Below are 18,234 nucleotides of genomic sequence, written 5' to 3'. Positions count from 1 at the left end.
CCCTCGTGACCGACCCCATCGCGCTCCCGGTCCGGGTCGCCCTGGCCCGGCGCGTCGACACGGTCCCCGCGGCCGACGCGCTCCCCGGCGGATGCGCGTACGAGCCCAAGTTCGACGGCCACCGCATGGTCGTCCTCACCGACCCGGTCCGCCTGCAGACCCGCTCCGGCCGCATGGTGACCGCCACCTTCCCCGAGATCGCGGACGCGGCCGGGGTCCTGCCGCCCGGCACCGTGCTCGACGGCGAGGTCGTCATCTGGAGGGACGGCCGCATCGACTTCGGCGCCCTCCAGCGCCGCGCGCTCGGCGGCGCCCGCCGCCGCCCCGTACTCCCCGCCAACTACGCGGCCTTCGACCTGCTCGCCGCCGGCGGCACCGACCTGCGCGGCCGGCCGTACGACGAGCGCCGCGCCGCCCTCGTCGCCCTGCTGGAGCCGCTCGGGCCACCGCTGCAGGCCGTGCCCATGACGACCGACCGGGACGAGGCCGTCCAGTGGTACGCCTCGCTCGCTCCGGCCGGCATCGAGGGCCTGGTCGCCAAGGGCCGCGGCCAGCGCTACCGCCCCGACCGCCGCGACTGGCTCAAGCTCCGCCACGCCGTCCCGCAGGACGCCGAGGCCATCGGCTTCACCGGCACCCCCCGCACCCCCCGCGCCCTCGTCCTCGACCTGGGCGACGGACCCTTCGCCTCCGCACCCCTGGACGCCCCCCTGCGTGCCGAACTGGCCGCGCTCCTCGTCGGCCCCCCGCCCCCGGACACGGTCGGCGCCGCCCTCGACGACGGCACCCCCTACCGCCCCCTCCCCGCACCCCTCCCCGTCGAGATCCTCCAGGGCGAGGGCCGCCACGCCCTCACCACGGTGCTCCGCCTGCGGCCCGACGCGTGACCGCGGGGAGGAGCTCACCACCGCGCCCCGGAAAGGCCGTTGAGCAGCGGTCGGCGCGGGAATAGCATGGCGCGTCGCCGCTCGGCCCGTCGCGCGCGACTCCCCCCGGTTCCGAGGAGACCCCTTCCGGCATGCGCGCGTTCCTCCAGGCCCTCCGGCTGCTTGTGCTGCTGCTCGGCTTCTACGTCATGGCCGTCGGCCTGCTCGCGTCGATCGTCGCCGCGGATGTCGTCGCCACCGACGTCGCGCTGCGACAGGGCTACGTGACCTTCCTGTTCCTGGGCATCAGCGTCGCCTTCGCCTCACCGCTGGTGTCGGGCCTGTTCGCCTCCGTCCGCGGCGTCAACCGTCACCTGCCCGCCGGGGTGCGGGTGACCGCCGAAGAGCAACCGGAGCTGTGGGCGCGCGTGCTCCGGGTGGCCGAGGCCATGGAGACGGCGGCCCCCGTCGAGCTCTGGCTCGTGGCGGAGCCGGTGGCGGCCGTCTGGCAGAGCTCCTGGGTGCTCGGACTGGTCCCCGGGCGCCGGCGGATGGTGCTGGGCATCCCGTACCTGACCGGACTGACGGAACGACAGATCGACGCGGTCATCGCCCACGAACTCGGTCACTTCGCCCGGCGCGACACCCTCCTGGCGGGGCTGGCCGCCCGCAACCGCGCAGGCCTGATGCGGGTCCTGGAGCGGTACGCCGAGGACGGCAACGGCATCGGCCACGCGAGGGGCTCGCTGTTCGCCGGTTACGCCCGCTTCTGCCTGCGGACGACGCAGGCCCAGGCGCGCCTCGGGGAACTCGCCGCGGACCGCGCCGCCGCGCGGATCGCCGGACGGGACACCACCGCCGCCGCACTGCGGCGCATCCCCCTGCTCGACGCGGCGCACACCCGCTACCTCCGGGAGTACGCCGGCATCGGCACCGCGCTCGGTCTGCTCCCTCCGGCCGAGGAGGTGCACCCCGGCTTCGGCGCGTTCCTGGACAGCGCCACCTGGCGGGAGGAGGAGCGGCGGCTGATCGCCGACCCGCCCCGGGAGAAGACCTCGCCCTACGACTCGCACCCCCCGATGCGCGAGCGGATCGCGGCGATCGAGGCGCTGCCCGCGGACGCCCCCGGGACGTTCCCCGGCGAGCCGTCACCGCCGGCCGCCGGCCTGCTCGGGGATCCCGCGGGAACCGGTGCCCGCACCGTGCTGGCGCTCCCCGGGGCCGCCACGCTGCGGCAGCTGCCCTGGGGGGACCTGGCCGCCGAGGTGGGGACGGCGGAACTCGACGCCGAGACGACGCCGGTGCTCCGGGCCGCCCGCGCGGTCCTGCGCACCACCGCGGACCTCGGGATGCTGCTGGACGCCCTCGACGCCGGGCGCTGGCCGGAGGTCGTCGACTGCATGCCGCGCCCCGGCCACGGGGGACACATGCTCCTCGACGACTCCCTGCGGGCACGCGCCCGCGCCGATGCCGCGGACGGGCTGTACTCCCTGGCGCTGGCGGCCCTGGTCGAGGACGGCCGGGCCCGCTGGGAACTGGACTGGGAGCGCGGCAGTCACCTGGAGTTCGACGAGGGCGTCCACGCCGCCCTGGACCGTGCTGTGGACGCCGCGATGTCCCCGCCGGAGGGAGCCGAACCGGACAGCTCGGGCCTCCGGGAACTCCTCGGGCTGCCCGCGGACCGGGCAGCGGCTCAGACCTGAGACGCCGCGGCGGGCACCTCCCGGGTCCGGGTCCAGCGCAGCAGCGTGTCCGCGTCCCAGGTGTTGACCACGCGCTCCGGGGGGACGCCGCACTCTTCGGCGCGGGCACAGCCGAAGATCTGCCAGTCCAGCTGGCCGGGGGCGTGGGCGTCGCTGTCGATGCTGAAGAGGACCCCGGCCTCCACGGCCTTGCGCAGCAGCCGTCGTGGCGGGTCCAGCCGGTCCGGGCGGCTGTTGATCTCCACGGCCACCCCGAACCGCTCACAGGCGGCGAAGACCAGGTCCGCGTCGAACTCCGACTCCGGGCGCTGCTTGCCCGCCACCAGCCGCCCCGTGCAGTGCCCGAGCACGTCCACCAGCGGGTTGCTGATCGCGGAGATCATGCGCCGGGTCATCTCGTCCCGTTCCATCCGCAGCTTGGAGTGGACGGACGCGACCACGACGTCCAGCCGGTCCAGCAGCTCCGCGTTCTGGTCGAGCGCGCCGTCGGCGAGGATGTCGCACTCGATGCCGGTCAGCAGCCGGAAGGAGTCCGGGAGGCGTTCACCGAGCTCGGCCACGATCGCCAGCTGGGCACGCAGCCGCTCCGCGGTCAGCCCGCGGGCGACGGTCAGCCGGGGGGAGTGGTCGGTGAGCGCCGCCCACTGGTGGCCGAGGTCCACGGCGGTGCGGGCCATCGTCTCGATCGGGCTGCCGCCGTCGGACCAGTCGGAGTGCAGATGGCAGTCGCCGCGCAGCGCGGCCCGCATCCGCCGGCCGGCGTCCCCCTCGGGCCGGGGCACCGCGTCGGCGGCGCCCTCCTCCAGCCGGGTCAGATAGTCCGGCCTCCGGCCGGCCAGCGCCTCCCGCACGACGGCGGCGGTCTTCGGGCCGAGCCCCTTGACCTCCTCCAGGCCGCCCGGCCGCTCCCCGCGCCGCCGGAGCTCGCCCGGAGGCAGCGCCGTGACCGCGGCGGAGGCGCCGCGGAAGGCACGGACCCGGTAGGTCGGGGCGCCGTCCCGCTCCAGCAGGAAGGCGATCCGGTCCAGCGCCTCGACGGGGTCCATGCCTCCAGGATCAGGTCTTGTTGCGGAACCTCGCCACCGCCAGCGGCGCGCTGATCACCGTGATGCCCACCGCCCAGGCCAGCGTCATCCACACCGAGTGCGCGACGGGACCCCCGTTGATGAGGTTGCGGGACGCGTCGGCGAGGTTGGACAGCGGGTTGTAGCGGGTGAAGGCCTCCAGCCAGCCCGGCATGGTGGTCGGTTTGGCGAAGATCGAGCTCCCGAACTGCAGCGGCAGGACGACGATCATGGCGAGCCCCTGGACGGACTGGGGGGTCCTGGCGACCAGACCCAGAAGGATGAAGACCCACATCAGCGAGGCCCCGAAGACCAGCGACAGCACCACCGCGCACACCAGCCCGAAGAAGCCGTTGTCCACGTGCAGGCCCAGGACGAAGCCCATGGCGAAGAGGATCAGCGAGGCGACCAGCGACCGCCCGATCTCGACGACGATCTTCGCGATCAGCACGGAGGAGCGGGCGATCGGCATCGTCCGGAAGCGGTCCATCACCCCGGTCTTGAAGTCCGAGTTGACGCCCGTGCCGACGGCCATCGCGATGTTCATGCCCATCATGGCCATCAGGCCGGGCACCATGTAGTTGACGTACTTCTCCTGACTGCCCTCCAGCGCGCCGCCGAAGACGTACACGAACAGCAGCGTGAAGACGATCGGCATCAGCAGCGCGTCGAACATCGACTCCGGGTCCTGCCGGATCTGCAGGACGTTGCGCCGTACGAGGGCACCGACGTGCCGCAGGTTGGCGCGCAGCCCGATCCGCGGATCGGCGCCCGCGGCCCCGGCCTTCGCGGCGGGGACGGTGATGGCGGTCATGCGGCGAGCTCCTCTCGGTCCCGGGTGTCGCTGCCGCGCGTGACGGCCAGGAACACCTCGTCCAGGCTGGGCAGATGGGTGTCGATGCCGGCGATCGCGAAACCGTGCGCGCCGAGCGCGGCCACGACGTCCGTCAGCTGTTCGTCGCTGAGGATCGGCACGTTGAGGACTCCGCCCGCGTGGTCCGGTACGGCCTGCGCCCCCGTGCCGAGGGCCGTCGCCATGGCGTCCAGCGCGCCCGGGTCGACCGGCCGCACCTGCAGGGTCCGGCCGCCGACCTTGGCCTTCAGCTCCTCGACCCGGCCGCCGGCGATGACGCGGCCACGGTCGATGACCGTCAGCTCGTGGGCGAGCTTCTCGGCCTCCTCCATGTACTGCGTGGTCAGCAGCACGGTCGAGCCGTCGGAGACCATGTTCTGCACCTCGTCCCACACCTCGTTGCGGGTGCGGGGGTCGAGACCGGTCGTCGGCTCGTCCAGGTACAGCACCGCGGGGCGCCCGATCATGGACGCCGCCAGGTCCAGACGGCGGCGCATGCCGCCCGAGTACTGCTTGGCGGGCCTGCGGGCGGCGTCGGTCAGCGAGAACCGCTCCAGCAGCTCGTCCGCCCTGGCCCGGGCGTCCCGCCGCGGCAGGTCCAGCAGCCGGCCGATCATGTACAGGTTCTCCCGGCCCGACAGCGACTCGTCGACCGACGCGTACTGCCCGGTCAGCCCGATCACCCGGCGCAGCTGCCGGGGCTGCGCCACCACGTCGTGGCCGGCCACCGTCGCCGTGCCGGCGTCCGGCCGGATCAGCGTCGACAGGATCCGCACCAGCGTCGTCTTGCCCGCCCCGTTGGGGCCCAGCACGCCCAGTACGGTTCCCTGCCGCACGTCCAGGTCGATCCCGTCGAGGGCCTTCGTCTCCCCGTAGCGCTTCACGAGCCCCCGCACCCTGACGGCGGCGTCCGCGCTCTTGGCATCCCGTTGTGTCATGCCCCCACGGTCGCGTGCCCCGCCGACACGCCACCGACATATCGCTGACAGCGGCACCGACACGGCGCCGACGCGTCCGCCCGGGACGGCCGAGGGGGGACGCGCGCCGCGCGTCCCCCCTGGGTCATCGGCCCCGTGGGGCCTACGTGGTGACCGACACCAGCCGCTGCCCCTGCGAGGTGATGACGTCGAACCGCGAGATGTCGTCCGGCTGCATTCCGGCGGACCCGTCCAGCGTGAGCGGGTTGGGCTGGTCCGAGGTGCCGTAGCCGGCCGTCGGAACGCTCCAGGTGGAGACCGTCTGCTGCGAGCCGTCCTTGCCGACGGCCACGAGGCGGCAGGTCAGCGGACCCTGGACCCCGGCGAGGGTGAGGCCGATCTCGCTGCCCCACTTCTTCTCGTTGACCCCGACCGTGGCCTTGACGCCCGTGGAGTTGTCGGCGCCCTTGAACTGCTCCGCGAAGACCCTGGCCTGGGCGCCGTCCGAGCCGCCGGAGGCGACCACCGCGATGGTCGGGCCCGCGACGATCAGTGCGACCGAGGCGGCGAGCGCGAACATCCTGCGCCGGGCCCGGGTCTTGCGGTCGTCGGCGACCTTGCCGACGAGGCGGCCGAGCATCTTGTCGCCGCTGGGCGGCACCGGGGCGCCGGCGCCGGCGGGGGCGAGTTCGGCGAGCACCGGCACGAGGCCGCTCAGCTCGTCGAGCTGCTGCCCGCACTGGTGGCAGATGGCGAGATGCTGCTCGAAGCGCGCCATGTCGGCGTCGTCGAGCACGCCGAGGACGTACGCCCCGACATCGACATGCGGGTCATGGGGAGTACCTGCCCCGGAGCCGTAACCGTAGACCGTCACGAGGTGGTCACACCCCTTTCCTCAAGAGCGATTTTCAGGGAGCGGAGGGCGTAGAAGACGCGCGAGCGCACGGTGCCGGGCGGTACCCCCAGCGCCGCCGCGGCCTCGTTGACCGTCCGGCCCTTGAAGTACGTTTCGATCAGCACCTGGCGGTGGGCCTCGGTGAGATCATCCAGTGCGTCGGAGATCGTCATCAGCCTCAGGGAGCGTTCGAGTTCGTCCTCGGCCGGGAGCTGGTCGAGGGCGGCCGGGGAGGCCTCCGGGGGCCGTGCCTGACGGCTGCGGTGCCCGTCGATCACGATCCGCCTGGCGACCGTCACCAACCAGGGCCTCAGGGAACGGGCCCCCGGGTCGAGCCGGGATGCGCTCTTCCACGCGCGCAGGAGCGTCTCCTGCACGACGTCCTCGGCCAGGTAGCGGTCACCGCCGACCAGCCGAAGGACGTATGCGAAGAGCGCACCCGCGTGTTCGCGGTAGAGCGCCCGCATGAGGTCCTCTTCGGGGACCCCACCTGAGCGATGGTCGGCCACGAGCGCATCCTGCCCTACTGATCGCTGCGGGTCGAGTCCTCTCAATGCCTGCTGTCCCATCAGTACCCGTCTGACCCGTTCTCGGTGGAGCTGCTCTTCGCCTGCGCGGGTGCCCCGGCCTTCGCGCCGTCCGGGGTGGCCGCGTACCAGGCGCGGTTCACGCCCTGGCCGTTGGTGTCGCCCGGGTTCTTGTCGCCCGCGAAGCGGTAGAGCGGCATGCCGTTGAGCGTGAGCTGCACGGTGCCGTCGGGACGCTTGACGCTGCCGACCAGGTTCTGGTCCACGCCCTGCACCTGGGTGTCCGAGACCGCGGCGGCCGGCTGCCACTGGGTCGCGCACTCGCCGGTGCAGTTCGAGGTCGGCGGATTGGACTTGTCCTGCTCGTAGCGGTACAGCACCCGGCCCTCCCCGTCGGTGACCAGCTTGCCGAGCTGGGCGTTGTCGACGGTCCTGAGGCCGGGCGACGCCTGCGCGGGCTGTGACGCCTGGATCGCGCCCACCGGGGGACTGGCGCTGTCGGCGCCCGCATTGCAGGCGGTGGCGACGATCAGCATCGCGGCGGCGAAAGCGCCCGCCGTGACCGATCGGCGCAACTTCGGAACGTTCATGCCAAGGCCCCCGGCATTGTCTCGTCGGTGCTCCGCCCCTGGTGGGCGGTTGCCAACTCATACGTGCACAAGGGCGGGTGTGCTCAACGTCCCCAGAAAAAACTTCCGCCCCGGGGAGGGGGTGCCCGGGGCGGAAGCCGGCGGTGGGTCGCACCGCCTCAGGGGGAAGTCGCGCATGGCGCCGCGACAGGTCTGCGGGAGATCAGTGGAAGCTGTGCTCCGGGGCCGGGTACGCCCCGCCCACGACGTCCTCGGCGAAGGCCTTGGCCGCGCCGCCGAGCGCCTCGCGCAGCGCCGCGTACTGCTTGACGAAGCGCGGCACCCGGCCGCCGGTCATCCCGGCGAAGTCCGTCCAGACCAGCACCTGGGCGTCGCACTCCACGCCCGCCCCGATGCCGACCGTCGGGATGTGCAGGCTCCGGGTGACCTCCGCGGCCAGCTCCGCCGGGACCAGCTCCAGCACGACGGCGAAGGCGCCGGCGCTCTGCACGGCCTTGGCGTCGCGCAGCAGCTGCTGCGCCGCCTCCTCGCCGCGGCCCTGGACCGGGTAGCCGCCGAAGGCGTTGACCGACTGCGGGGTGAGGCCGATGTGGGCCATCACGGGGATGCCGGCCTGGACGAGCAGCTCGATCTGCTGGGCGGAGCGCTCGCCGCCCTCCAGCTTCACGGCGCCCACCCCGGCCTCCTTCACCAGCCGGGTCGCGCTGCGCAGCGCCTGCGTCGGGCCCTCCTGGTACGAGCCGAACGGCAGGTCGCCGATGACCATGGCGCGCTTGGTGCCGCGCACCACGGCGGCGGACAGCATCGTCATCTCGTCCATGGTGACCGGGACGGTGCTGTCGTAACCGAGGTGACAGTTGCCCATCGAGTCGCCGACCAGCAGCACGGGGATGCCGGCCTCGTCGAAGACGGAGGCGGTCATGGCGTCGTAGGCGGTGAGCATGGGCCACTTCTCGCCGCGCTCCTTGGCGGCGGCGATGTCCCGGACGGTGATCCGCCGCGTCCCCTTCCCTCCGTACAGCGCCTTGCTGCTGTCGGAGACGGGCTGGGCGGGCGTCTGGGCAGCCGAAACGGCGTGCGTCATTGCAACGGCTCCTTGTGTCATCTCGAGGCGCCCTCACGGCGTCCCCGGACCGCTTCCATGCTGACACGCCCCGCCGTTCGCGCAAAGGGGGGCGTCGGTCACTCACCCCTTTGCCGAGGTTTTACAATACGAGACGGTCCCGTATCGGAAATCGGGTCTACGTTGGCCGCATGCCCGCCGACACGCCGCAGCCACAGAGCCCCAGCGTTCCCGAGGCGGTCCACCGCCGCCGCTGGGCGATCCTGACCGTCCTGCTGTTCAGCCTCCTCGTGGTGGTGCTGGACAACTCGATCCTCAACGTCGCGATGAAGACCATCGCCGAGCCCGCCCCGACCGGCCTGGGTGCCACCCAGAGCCAGCTGGAGTGGGCGATCAACTCCTACACGCTGGTCTTCGCCGGCCTGCTGTTCACCGCGGGCCTGCTCGGCGACCGCCTGGGCCGCAAGAAGGTGCTGCTCCTCGGCATGGCCGTGTTCGGCGTCGGATCGGTGCTGTCGGCCTTCGCCGGCTCCTCCGCCGAGCTCATCGGCTTCCGCGCGGTGATGGGCTTCGGCGGCGCCTTCGTGATGCCCGCCACCCTCGCCATCATCATCAACGTCTTCGAGCGCGAGGAGCAGCCCAAGGCGATCGGCATCTGGACCGGTGCCGTGGGCCTCGCGATAGCCATCGGCCCGGTCACCGGCGGACTGCTGCTCCAGCACTTCTGGTGGGGCTCGGTCTTCCTGGTCAACGTGCCGATCATCGTGGTCGCCCTGGTCGCGATGGTCCTCATCGTCCCCGACTCCCGCGACCCGCGGCCGGGCCGGCTCGACCCCCTCGGCGTGCTGCTCTCCATCGTCGGCCTGGTGCTGCTGGTGTACGGCATCATCAAGGGCGGCCAGCTCGCCGACTTCACGGCCCCCCAGGCGTGGACGACCATCGTCGGCGGCCTGGCCGTGCTCGGCGCCTTCGTCTGGCACGAGGCCCGCAGCAGCCACCCCGCCTTCGACGTGTCGTACTTCCGCAACCCGACCTTCTCGGCCTCGGTCTCCGCGATCGGCCTGGTCTTCTTCGCGCTCATGGGCGTGACCTTCTTCATGGTCTTCTACACCCAGAGCGTCCGCGGCTACAGCGCCCTGGACTCCGGCCTGCTGCTGCTTCCGCTCGCCATCGCCCAGCTCGTCTTCGCGCCGCGCGCCCGGCTGGTCGTCGACCGCTTCGGCGCCCGCGCCACCTGCGCCGCGGGCCTCGCGCTGATCGCCCTGTGCTTCCTCGGCTTCCGGACGCTGACGGCCGACAGCCCGATCTGGCTGCTCGAGGTGCTGTTCTTCTTCATGGGCACGGCCATGGCGCACGTGATGCCGCCCGCGACCGTCGCCATCATGTCCTCCCTGCCGCGTGAGAAGGCCGGCTCCGGCTCCGCCGTCAACAACACCTTCCGGCAGGTCGGCGGCGCGCTCGGCGTGGCAGTCCTGGGCTCGCTGATGTCGACGGTCTACCGTGACGGCATCGAAGACCACCTCACCGGCCTCCCGGCCGGTGTGCAGCACCAGGCCGGCGAGTCCATCGAGGCCACCCGCGCCGTGGCCGAGCGGCTCGGTCCCGCGGGCAAGGCGCTGCTCGCCCCGGCCACCGACGCCTTCCTGGACGCCATGCACATCACGGCCTACGCATCGAGCGGCGTCGCGCTGCTCGGCATGCTCGTCGTCCTGTTCTTCCTGCCCGGCAAGACCCCCGGCGCGCGCCCCGCGGGCGGCGGGGAACGCGAGTCCAGCCCGGTGGGGGCGGAGCGGTGACCGAGGCCCGGGCGGCGACGGAAACGGCCGGCGGCGCGGTCTGCGGGCCCGCCGTACGCGTCCCGCGCGGCCGTCCGCGCAGCGCCGCCGCCGACACCGCGATCATCGAGGCCGTCCTCAGCCTGCTGGAGGAGGGCGCGACGATCGCCGAACTGTCGATGGAGCGCATCGCCCGCGCCGCCGGGGTCGGCAAGGCCACCGTCTACCGGCGGTGGTCGGGCAAGAACGCGCTGATGCTCGACGTCATGAAGTCCGTCGACGAGCAGACCCCGGAGCTCGCCGGCCGCTCGGTCCGCGACGACCTGGTCACGTGCGTGGAGTTCATACGGCGCAGGGCGCTGGTGAAGCGCTCGTCCGCCCTGCTGCGCAACGTCCTCGCCCAGGCCCAGAACGAGCCCGAGCTGTGGGCCGCGTACCACGACACCGTCATCGCGGCGCGGCGCGGCCAGGTCCGTGACGTGCTGCGGCGAGGCATCCGCACCGGCGAACTGCGTGACGACGTCGACCCGGAGCTGCTCGGCGACCTCTTCATCGGCCCCATGCTCTCCCGTTCCATGCTGCGGCCGGACGCCGCGCTGCCGGAGGGACTGTCCGAGCTGGTCGTCGACTCGGTGCTGGAGGGCGTGCGCAGCGAACGCTGAACCCGTGCGGGAACAGGGGGGAATGTCCTGGTTCTGTCACAGCCGGGCGCTCTGTCGGGCGATGGGGAACCTGTCGCCCGGCGAGTCCCGTCCTCCGGTCGTCGATCCCCTATGGTCGACTCAGCACCTGGCAAGACAGTGAGGACTTCCCCCATGGCGCAGGCGTACGAGGCGGACGTGACGGCCGACGGCGGTTCGAAGCCGCAGAGTTCGGACACGAACGGACGTTTCGGGCGCATCGGCCGGTTCCGGTGGTTCGGTGACGGTATGTGGCGCCGGGGGATCGTCATCGCCGTACTGGCCGTGGCCGTCGCCGTGCTGATGGCGTTTCACGGGGCGGTGCCCAACCGGGTCGGCAACCTCGGCAGTCTGCTGGAGACCTTCCTGCCCTGGCTCGGGCTGTCGATCCCGGTGCTGCTCGTGGCCGGAGCGCTGCGGCGCTCGGCGACCGCGCTGGTCGCCGTCCTGCTGCCGGTGCTGGTGTGGGTGCACTTCTTCGGCGGACTGGTGTCGGACAAGCACGGCGGCGGCGGCGACCTGACCGTGGTGACCCACAACGTCAACGCCGGTAACCCCGACCCCGCAGGCACCGCCCGGGACCTCATCGGGTCCGGGGCCGACATGATCGCGCTCGAGGAGGTCTCCGCCGACCAGGTCCCCGTCTACGAGGCCGAGCTCAAGGGCCGCTTCCCGTATCACTCGGTGCAGGGCACCGTCGGGCTGTGGAGCAGGTACCCGCTGAGCGGGGCGCGCCCGGTGGACATCCGGCTCGGCTGGACCCGCGCGATGCGTGCCGTCGCCACCACGCCGCAGGGGAAGGTCGCCGTCTACGTCGCCCATCTGCCCTCGGTGCGGGTCAAGTTCAACGCGGGCTTCACCGCCGGTCAGCGCGACCGCAGCGCCGACGCGCTGGGCGAGGCCATCGCGGACGAGAAGCTGCCCGACGTCGTCCTGATGGGCGACCTCAACGGCACCATGAACGACCGTGCGCTCGCCAACATCACCTCCCAGATGCGCTCCACGCAGGGGGCGGCGGGCGACGGCTTCGGCTTCAGCTGGCCGGCCGGGTTCCCGATGGCCCGCATCGACCAGATCCTCGTCAGGGGCGCCGAGCCGACCGCCTCCTGGGTGCTGCCCGCCACGGACAGCGACCACCGGCCGGTGGCGGCGAAGGTAGCACTCTCGTAACGAGTTCTTTCCCTGCGGGAAGAATGGGTGGGGGAGACTTTGTTCCGTAGCTAAACTAAAGGCTGCTGCGAAGCTCCCCGACCCTGCTGCCCCGGAAAGGTCTGTCATGCCTCTCGCCCTGCTCGCACTGGCGATCAGCGCATTCGGCATCGGTACGACGGAGTTCGTGATGATGGGCCTGCTGCCCGACGTCGCGGACGACCTGCACACCTCCATCCCGACCGCCGGCTACCTCGTCTCCGGCTACGCCCTCGGCGTCGTCATCGGCGCCCCGCTGCTCGCCGCGGTCACCACGCGCATGCCGCGCAAGGCCCTGCTCCTCTCCCTCATGGGCCTGTTCACGGTCGGCAACGCACTGTCCGCCCTCGCCCCCGACTTCGGCTGGCTGCTCGCCGGACGCGTGCTGTCCGGGCTCCCGCACGGCGCCTTCTTCGGCGTCGGCGCGGTCGTCGCCGCCGGCATGGTCGACCCCGCCCGCAAGGCCCGCGCGGTCTCCCTGATGATCGCCGGGCTCACCGTTGCGAACATCGTGGGCGTGCCCGTCGCCACCCTCCTGGGCCAGCATCTCGGCTGGCGGGCCACCTTCCTCGCCGTCGGCCTGATCGGCGTCGCCGCCATCGCGGGCATCGCCCTCCTCGTGCCCCGCATCCCGGTCGTGCCCGGCGGCGGCCTGCGCCGGGAACTGTCGGCGTTCCGCAGCGGGCAGGTCTGGCTGGCGCTGGGCACCACGATCTTCGGGTTCGCCGCGGTCTTCGCGGTCTACAGCTACGTCACCCCGCTGCTCACCCGGGTGGCCGGCTTCGGGGACAGCAGCGTCACCCTGGTGCTCGCGCTCTTCGGTGTCGGCGCGACGATCGGCAATCTCCTCGGCGGCCGCCTGGCCGACCGCGCCCTGCGGCCCGCGCTGCTCGGCGGGCTCGGCGCGCTCGCGGCGGTGCTGTTGCTGTTCACGGTCACCGCGCACGCGCGGTGGAGCGCGGCGCTCACGGTCGTGCTGCTCGGTGTCGCGGCGTTCGCGACGGGGTCGCCCATGATGATGCTCGTCATGGAGAAGGCCCGGCACGCCCCCGCGCTGGCCTCCTCCGCCAACCAGGCCGCGTTCAACCTGGCCAACGCGGGCGGCGCCTGGCTCGGCGGGGTCGTCATCGCCCACGGCCTCGGCTACACCGCCCCGGCGGTGGCGGGTGCGGTGCTGGCGGTCACGGGGCTGGTGATCGCCACGGTCGCGGGCCTGTGGGAGCGGCGTGCGGGTGCGGGGTCGTCCTTGTCCCGGGTCGTCGTCGTGTCCGGGCACCCCGCAGTGCGTGAGCCCGTGCGCTGACCCCCGGTCCGGGGTGCGTTCTGTGGGGCCCGGTTGTCGTGTGCGGCGCCGTTGTGGTTGCCGTTGCGGTTTCCGCCCCGCCCTCCCGCCCGGTTGCCCCGCAGTGATCATGCCGGGCAGTCGGGAGGGCGGGTGGGGGATGCCCGCCGCAGGCGCGAACAACCCGCACACAGCGACGGGCCGCAAGGGGCACCCCAACGGTCAGGCGCCGCAGGCGTTACGCGTGCTCGCGCCAGCGGTTCGTGATGGGGAGCCGACGGTCCTTCCCGAACCCCTTCGCGGAGATCTTCGTCCCCGGCGGGTACTGCCTCCGCTTGTACTCCGCCGTGTCCACCATCCGCAGCACCTTCGCCACGAGCTCCGCGTCGAACCCGGCGGCGACGATCGCGTCGCGCCCCTTGTCCTGGTCGACGTACATCGCCAGCATCCGGTCCAGGACGTCGTAGTCCGGCAGGGAGTCCGTGTCGACCTGGCCGGGCCGGAGCTCCGCGCTCGGGGGCTTGGAGATGGAGTTCTCGGGGATGGGCGGGGTCTGGCCCCGCTCCTCCGCCGCCTGGTTGCGCCACTTCGCGAGGCGGAAGACGGTGGTCTTGTAGACGTCCTTGATCGGGCCGTACGCGCCGACCGAGTCGCCGTACAGCGTGGAGTAGCCCACCGCCAGCTCGCTCTTGTTGCCAGGGGCGAGCACGATGTGCCCCTCCTGGTTGGAGATGGCCATCAGCATCGTGCCGCGCAGCCGGGACTGGAGGTTCTCCTCGGCGAGGCCGGTGAGCCCTAGGGCGCCCATGTAGGCGTCGAACATGGGGGCGATCGGCACGGTGCGGAAGTTGAGCCCGGTGCGGCGGGCCAGCTCGGCGGCGTCGCCCTTGGAGTGGTCGGAGGAGTACCGCGAGGGCATGGAGACGCCGTACACGTTGGCGGCCCCCACCGCGTCGCAGGCGATGGCCGCGACGAGGGCGGAGTCGATGCCACCCGAGAGGCCGATCAGCACGGAGCGGAAGCCGTTCTTGGCGACGTACGCCCGCAGGCCGACGACCAGCGCGGTGTAGATCTCCTCGTCGTCGCCGAGCCGGGGGGCCTCCTCGCCGCGCACCTCGGGCTCGTAGGCCGGCAGCGGCTCGGCGGAGAGGGTGACGTGCTCGATCTCCAGGCCGTCGTCGGCGATGCCGCCCGGCACCCGCGAGGCGTCCGCGGCCGGCAGGTCGAGGTCGACCAGGACACAGCCCTCCTCGAACTGCGGGGCGCGCGCGATCACGTCGCCGTCCGCCGCGACGACGATCGAGTCGCCGTCGAAGACGAGCTCGTCCTGGCCGCCGATCATGGCGAGGTAGGCGAGCGTGCAGCCGGCCTCCTGGGCGCGCTTGCGCACCAGCTCCAGGCGGGTGTCGTCCTTGGCGACCTCGTACGGGGAGGCGTTGACCGCGAGCAGCAGCCCGGCCCCCGCGGTGCGGGTGGCGGGCACGCGGCCGCCGTCCTGCCAGAGGTCCTCGCAGATGGCGAGGGCGACGTCGACCCCGTGCACCCGGACCACCGGCAGGGTGTCGCCGGGCACGAAGTAGCGGAACTCGTCGAAGACGCCGTAGTTCGGCAGGTGGTGCTTGGCGAACTTCAGCGCCACCTTCCCGCCGTACAGCACGGCCGCGGCGTTGCGCGGCGAGCCGGCCGGCTGGCCGTACCGGGGCTGGGCCTTCTCGCTGCGGTCGAGGTAGCCGACGACCACCGGCAGCTCCCCGAAGCCCTCGGCCGCCAGACGCGCGGCGAGCGCCTCCAGGGCGGCGCGGCTGGCTTCGACGAAGGAGGAGCGCAGGGCGAGGTCCTCGACGGGGTACCCGGTCAGCGCCATCTCCGGGAAGGCCACGAGGTGGGCTCCCTGTTCGGCCGCGTGCCGGGTCCAGCGCACTACCGACTCCGCGTTCCCGGCGAGGTCGCCGACGGTGGAGTCGATCTGATTCAGGGCGAGGCGAAGTTGGGGCACGCGCCCAGTGTAATCGTCAAATCGACACGATGTCGTGGGAGACGTGTGTGCCGTCGGGCACTCGGGCCCGCAAGCGCGGGCTTCCCGGGCCTTTCCGGGGTCGGCCCCCTGTGTCAAGATCGAAAGGGTGCATCACAATGGTGGCGAGGGGTGTCCGGCGGTTCCGGCCGCCGCCGAAACAGACCGGTAATCCCGCGACGTGATACTGGTCTGGCCCTCGCTCGAGCCGGCACGGACAACAGGCCCCCATGACCTGTGAGGTTGGATAGCTATGGATAAGCAGCAGGAGTTCGTGCTCCGCACCCTCGAGGAGCGCGACATCCGTTTTGTGCGGCTGTGGTTCACCGACGTGCTGGGCTATCTCAAGTCGGTCGCCGTGGCGCCCGCCGAGCTGGAGCAGGCCTTCGACGAGGGCATCGGTTTCGACGGCTCGGCGATCGAGGGTTTCGCCCGGGTGTACGAGTCGGACATGATCGCCAAGCCCGACCCCGGCACCTTCCAGATCCTGCCGTGGCGCGCCGAGGCCCCCGGCACCGCTCGGATGTTCTGCGACATCCTCATGCCGGACGGCTCCCCGTCGTACGCCGACCCCCGCTTCGTCCTCAAGCGGTCCCTGGCCAAGGCCTCCGACCTCGGGTTCACCTTCTACACGCATCCCGAGATCGAATTCTTCCTGCTCAAGAACCTGCCGCTGGACGGCAGCGTCCCGGTGCCGGCCGACAACTCCGGCTACTTCGACCACACCCCGCAGAACGTCGGCCAGGACTTCCGCCGCCAGGCCATCACCATGCTGGAGTCGATGGGCATCTCGGTGGAGTTCTCCCACCACGAGGGCGCCCCCGGCCAGCAGGAGATCGACCTGCGCTACGCCGACGCGCTGTCCACCGCCGACAACGTCATGACCTTCCGCCTGGTCATGAAGCAGGTCGCGCTGGAGCAGGGCGTGAACGCGACCTTCATGCCCAAGCCCTTCAGCCAGCACCCCGGCTCCGGCATGCACACCCACCTCTCCCTCTTCGAGGGCGACCGCAACGCCTTCCACGAGTCCGGCGCCGAGTACCAGCTGTCCAAGGTCGGCCGGTCCTTCATCGCGGGCCTGCTGCGGCACGCCGGGGAGATCTCCGCGGTCACCAACCAGTGGGTCAACTCCTACAAGCGCATCTGGGGCGGCGCGAACCGTCCCGCCGGCGCAGGCGGCGAGGCCCCCTCGTACATCTGCTGGGGCCACAACAACCGCTCCGCGCTGATCCGGGTCCCCATGTACAAGCCCGGCAAGACCGGCTCCACCCGCGTCGAGGTCCGCTCCATCGACTCCGGCGCCAACCCCTACCTCACCTACGCCGTCCTCCTGGCCGCAGGCCTCAAGGGCATCGAGGAGGGCTACGAGCTCCCGCCCGGCGCCGACGACGACGTGTGGGCCCTCTCCGACGGCGAGCGCCGCGCCCTGGGCATCGAGCCCCTCCCGCAGAACCTCGGCGAGGCCATCTACCTCATGGAGCGCAGCGAGCTGGTCGCCGAGACCCTCGGGGAGCACGTCTTCGACTTCTTCCTGCGCAACAAGAAGCAGGAGTGGGAGGAGTACCGCTCCGAGGTCACGGCGTTCGAGCTCCGCAAGAACCTGCCGAACCTGTAGCCGCAGGTCAGCGGGGTCATCCCCGTACGACGGGATCCGGGCCGGCAGCGCGATGCTGCCGGCCCGGCGTCGTCTCATTCGCCCTGGGCCGTCTGCGTGCCGTCCCCGGCCAACCGACCAACGATGACAGCCGACGGCCACGACAACGCAGGTCGGGAACCTCAGTACTCCAGCCGTAGATCGCGATCACGAGTTGAGCCGTAGGGGCCATGGGCCTCATCAGTCATCACGCGGGAAGACTCACTGGCCGCCGAGTCGGAGTACAGCGACCATGTACAGGCTCCCGGACACCGTCAGAAGCAGAAAGGAGAGAATCGTGTGAACGACGAGCCCTCGCCTTGAGGCAAGGCCGAGATGTGCCCGGGCCGCACGGCTCACGCGGGGCCCGGGGACACCTCGCGCGGCGTTCGCGTCCGCCTTCTCGATCGCTCGGCGCAGCTTCCTGCGGCTTCTCTCGGTCGTGACACCCAGTCGCACACCGTGGGCGTCGCGCACCGACAGGGTCCGGTAGGTGCTGCCGTACGAGAAGGTCGTCAGCAGCCGGACGGTGGTGATCCGGTCGAGGTCGACGGACCGTTCGCCGGTCAAGGTGTGCGCGGTCAGGTGCGACGATGAGTGCCGGAACGGGGCTCGCTCCTCGCCCAGTTCCGGCAGCAGGACGAAGCCGGCGATCGCGGACAGCAGGCCGAGCGCGATCGGTGCGCCTTCGGGGACGACCCCCGCCCTGGCCAGCCCGTAGCCGCCGAAAGGCAGCAGAAGGACCGTCACCGCCAGGCCCGATCCCATGCGTGCCCGCGCCACGCTGCGGGTTGTGGTTGCCTTCACTGACACCCCCCGTTCCTGCCGGCAGACATCAGCATGCATGCGCGGCGGGCCTCTGCGCATCGCCGGTGTCCGGCAATCTTCGGTTTGAGACCCATCGGGTCCAGGCCCCAGTACAGCAGGACGTATGAGGCCGTGCGTCGGCCCAGCCGCGGGGATGGCTCACCACTTCCAGAAGTACCGCCGAGGAGCCCCGGCACCCCGCCCGCTGCCGGGTCGTCTGTGCGTGGCGGATAGGCTCCGAACATGCGTAGGAGATGGCCCGGCTGGCCTGTGATCGGGGCGTTCGCGGCGGCATGGATCGTGTTCACCGTCTTGATCCGGCTCGTGAGCACGATCATCGATGACGGCTCCGTGAGTTGGATGAGCTCCGCCTGCTT

The 18,234-nt window shown here is 71.9% G+C and carries 16 protein-coding genes; 7 read left to right on the top strand and 9 right to left on the bottom strand.

The window, feature by feature from the left end:
* The first annotated feature begins 5 nt into the window (after positions 1-5).
* Positions 6-887: an ATP-dependent DNA ligase gene (locus ACWDAS_RS08540; RefSeq protein WP_450388105.1), complete on the top strand. Its 882-nt coding sequence runs from the start codon at positions 6-8 to the stop codon at positions 885-887.
* Between the two features lie 131 nt (positions 888-1,018).
* On the top strand, positions 1,019-2,569 hold the full coding sequence (locus ACWDAS_RS08535; protein WP_450388104.1) for a M48 family metalloprotease: 1,551 nt from the start codon (positions 1,019-1,021) through the stop codon (positions 2,567-2,569).
* Here the strand turns inward: ACWDAS_RS08535 and ACWDAS_RS08530 are convergent.
* The 7 genes from ACWDAS_RS08530 to panB form a co-directional block, all read right to left on the bottom strand.
* A complete protein-coding gene (locus ACWDAS_RS08530; RefSeq protein ID WP_450388103.1) occupies positions 2,560-3,615 on the bottom strand; it encodes a PHP domain-containing protein in 1,056 nt (351 codons plus the stop codon). The genes ACWDAS_RS08535 and ACWDAS_RS08530 overlap by 10 nt on opposite strands.
* Before the next feature lie 10 nt (positions 3,616-3,625).
* Positions 3,626-4,447, bottom strand: a complete 822-nt coding sequence (locus tag ACWDAS_RS08525; RefSeq protein WP_450388102.1) for an ABC transporter permease — start codon at positions 4,445-4,447, stop codon at positions 3,626-3,628.
* Positions 4,444-5,424 (bottom strand): ATP-binding cassette domain-containing protein, encoded by a 981-nt coding sequence (locus ACWDAS_RS08520; protein ID WP_450388101.1) that lies wholly within the window; start codon positions 5,422-5,424, stop codon positions 4,444-4,446. Before ACWDAS_RS08520 ends, ACWDAS_RS08525 begins: the two co-directional genes overlap by 4 nt.
* Before the next feature lie 142 nt (positions 5,425-5,566).
* Positions 5,567-6,277, bottom strand: a complete 711-nt coding sequence (locus ACWDAS_RS08515) for an anti-sigma factor family protein (RefSeq protein WP_450388100.1) — start codon at positions 6,275-6,277, stop codon at positions 5,567-5,569.
* Positions 6,274-6,867 carry a sigma-70 family RNA polymerase sigma factor gene (locus ACWDAS_RS08510; protein ID WP_089221762.1) on the bottom strand — a complete coding sequence of 198 codons (594 nt, stop codon included), beginning with the start codon at positions 6,865-6,867 and terminating at the stop codon, positions 6,274-6,276. Before ACWDAS_RS08510 ends, ACWDAS_RS08515 begins: the two co-directional genes overlap by 4 nt.
* Complete coding sequence (locus ACWDAS_RS08505; RefSeq protein WP_450388099.1) at positions 6,867-7,415, bottom strand: hypothetical protein; 549 nt, start codon at positions 7,413-7,415, stop codon at positions 6,867-6,869. Before ACWDAS_RS08505 ends, ACWDAS_RS08510 begins: the two co-directional genes overlap by 1 nt.
* A gap of 202 nt (positions 7,416-7,617) precedes the next feature.
* Positions 7,618-8,499, bottom strand: a complete 882-nt coding sequence (gene panB, locus ACWDAS_RS08500; RefSeq protein WP_450388098.1) for a 3-methyl-2-oxobutanoate hydroxymethyltransferase — start codon at positions 8,497-8,499, stop codon at positions 7,618-7,620.
* Positions 8,500-8,669: 170 nt separating this feature from the next.
* Here panB and ACWDAS_RS08495 point away from each other — a divergent pair, with 170 nt between their 5' ends.
* From ACWDAS_RS08495 to ACWDAS_RS08480, 4 genes are all read left to right on the top strand, one after another.
* Positions 8,670-10,274, top strand: a complete 1,605-nt coding sequence (locus tag ACWDAS_RS08495; RefSeq protein WP_450388097.1) for an MFS transporter — start codon at positions 8,670-8,672, stop codon at positions 10,272-10,274.
* Positions 10,271-10,915: a TetR/AcrR family transcriptional regulator gene (locus ACWDAS_RS08490; RefSeq protein ID WP_450388096.1), complete on the top strand. Its 645-nt coding sequence runs from the start codon at positions 10,271-10,273 to the stop codon at positions 10,913-10,915. Before ACWDAS_RS08495 ends, ACWDAS_RS08490 begins: the two co-directional genes overlap by 4 nt.
* 267 nt (positions 10,916-11,182) lie before the next feature.
* On the top strand, positions 11,183-12,103 hold the full coding sequence (locus ACWDAS_RS08485; protein WP_450388219.1) for an endonuclease/exonuclease/phosphatase family protein: 921 nt from the start codon (positions 11,183-11,185) through the stop codon (positions 12,101-12,103).
* A gap of 106 nt (positions 12,104-12,209) precedes the next feature.
* Complete coding sequence (locus ACWDAS_RS08480) at positions 12,210-13,424, top strand: MFS transporter (RefSeq protein WP_450388095.1); 1,215 nt, start codon at positions 12,210-12,212, stop codon at positions 13,422-13,424.
* A 217-nt stretch (positions 13,425-13,641) separates the two neighbouring features.
* Here the strand turns inward: ACWDAS_RS08480 and ACWDAS_RS08475 are convergent, their stop codons facing one another.
* Complete coding sequence (locus tag ACWDAS_RS08475) at positions 13,642-15,399, bottom strand: NAD+ synthase (protein WP_450388094.1); 1,758 nt, start codon at positions 15,397-15,399, stop codon at positions 13,642-13,644.
* Between the two features lie 271 nt (positions 15,400-15,670).
* Between ACWDAS_RS08475 and ACWDAS_RS08470 the strand changes: the two genes are divergently transcribed.
* Complete coding sequence (locus tag ACWDAS_RS08470) at positions 15,671-17,032, top strand: glutamine synthetase family protein (protein WP_450388093.1); 1,362 nt, start codon at positions 15,671-15,673, stop codon at positions 17,030-17,032.
* A gap of 240 nt (positions 17,033-17,272) precedes the next feature.
* On the opposite strand, the gene ACWDAS_RS08465 is transcribed toward ACWDAS_RS08470, so the two are convergent.
* Complete coding sequence (locus ACWDAS_RS08465) at positions 17,273-17,857, bottom strand: hypothetical protein (RefSeq protein ID WP_450388092.1); 585 nt, start codon at positions 17,855-17,857, stop codon at positions 17,273-17,275.
* Positions 17,858-18,234: the final 377 nt, after the last annotated feature.

It is taken from the genome of Streptomyces sp. NPDC001070, assembly GCF_053598835.1.
This window is presented reverse-complemented; position numbering and strand designations above follow the sequence as displayed.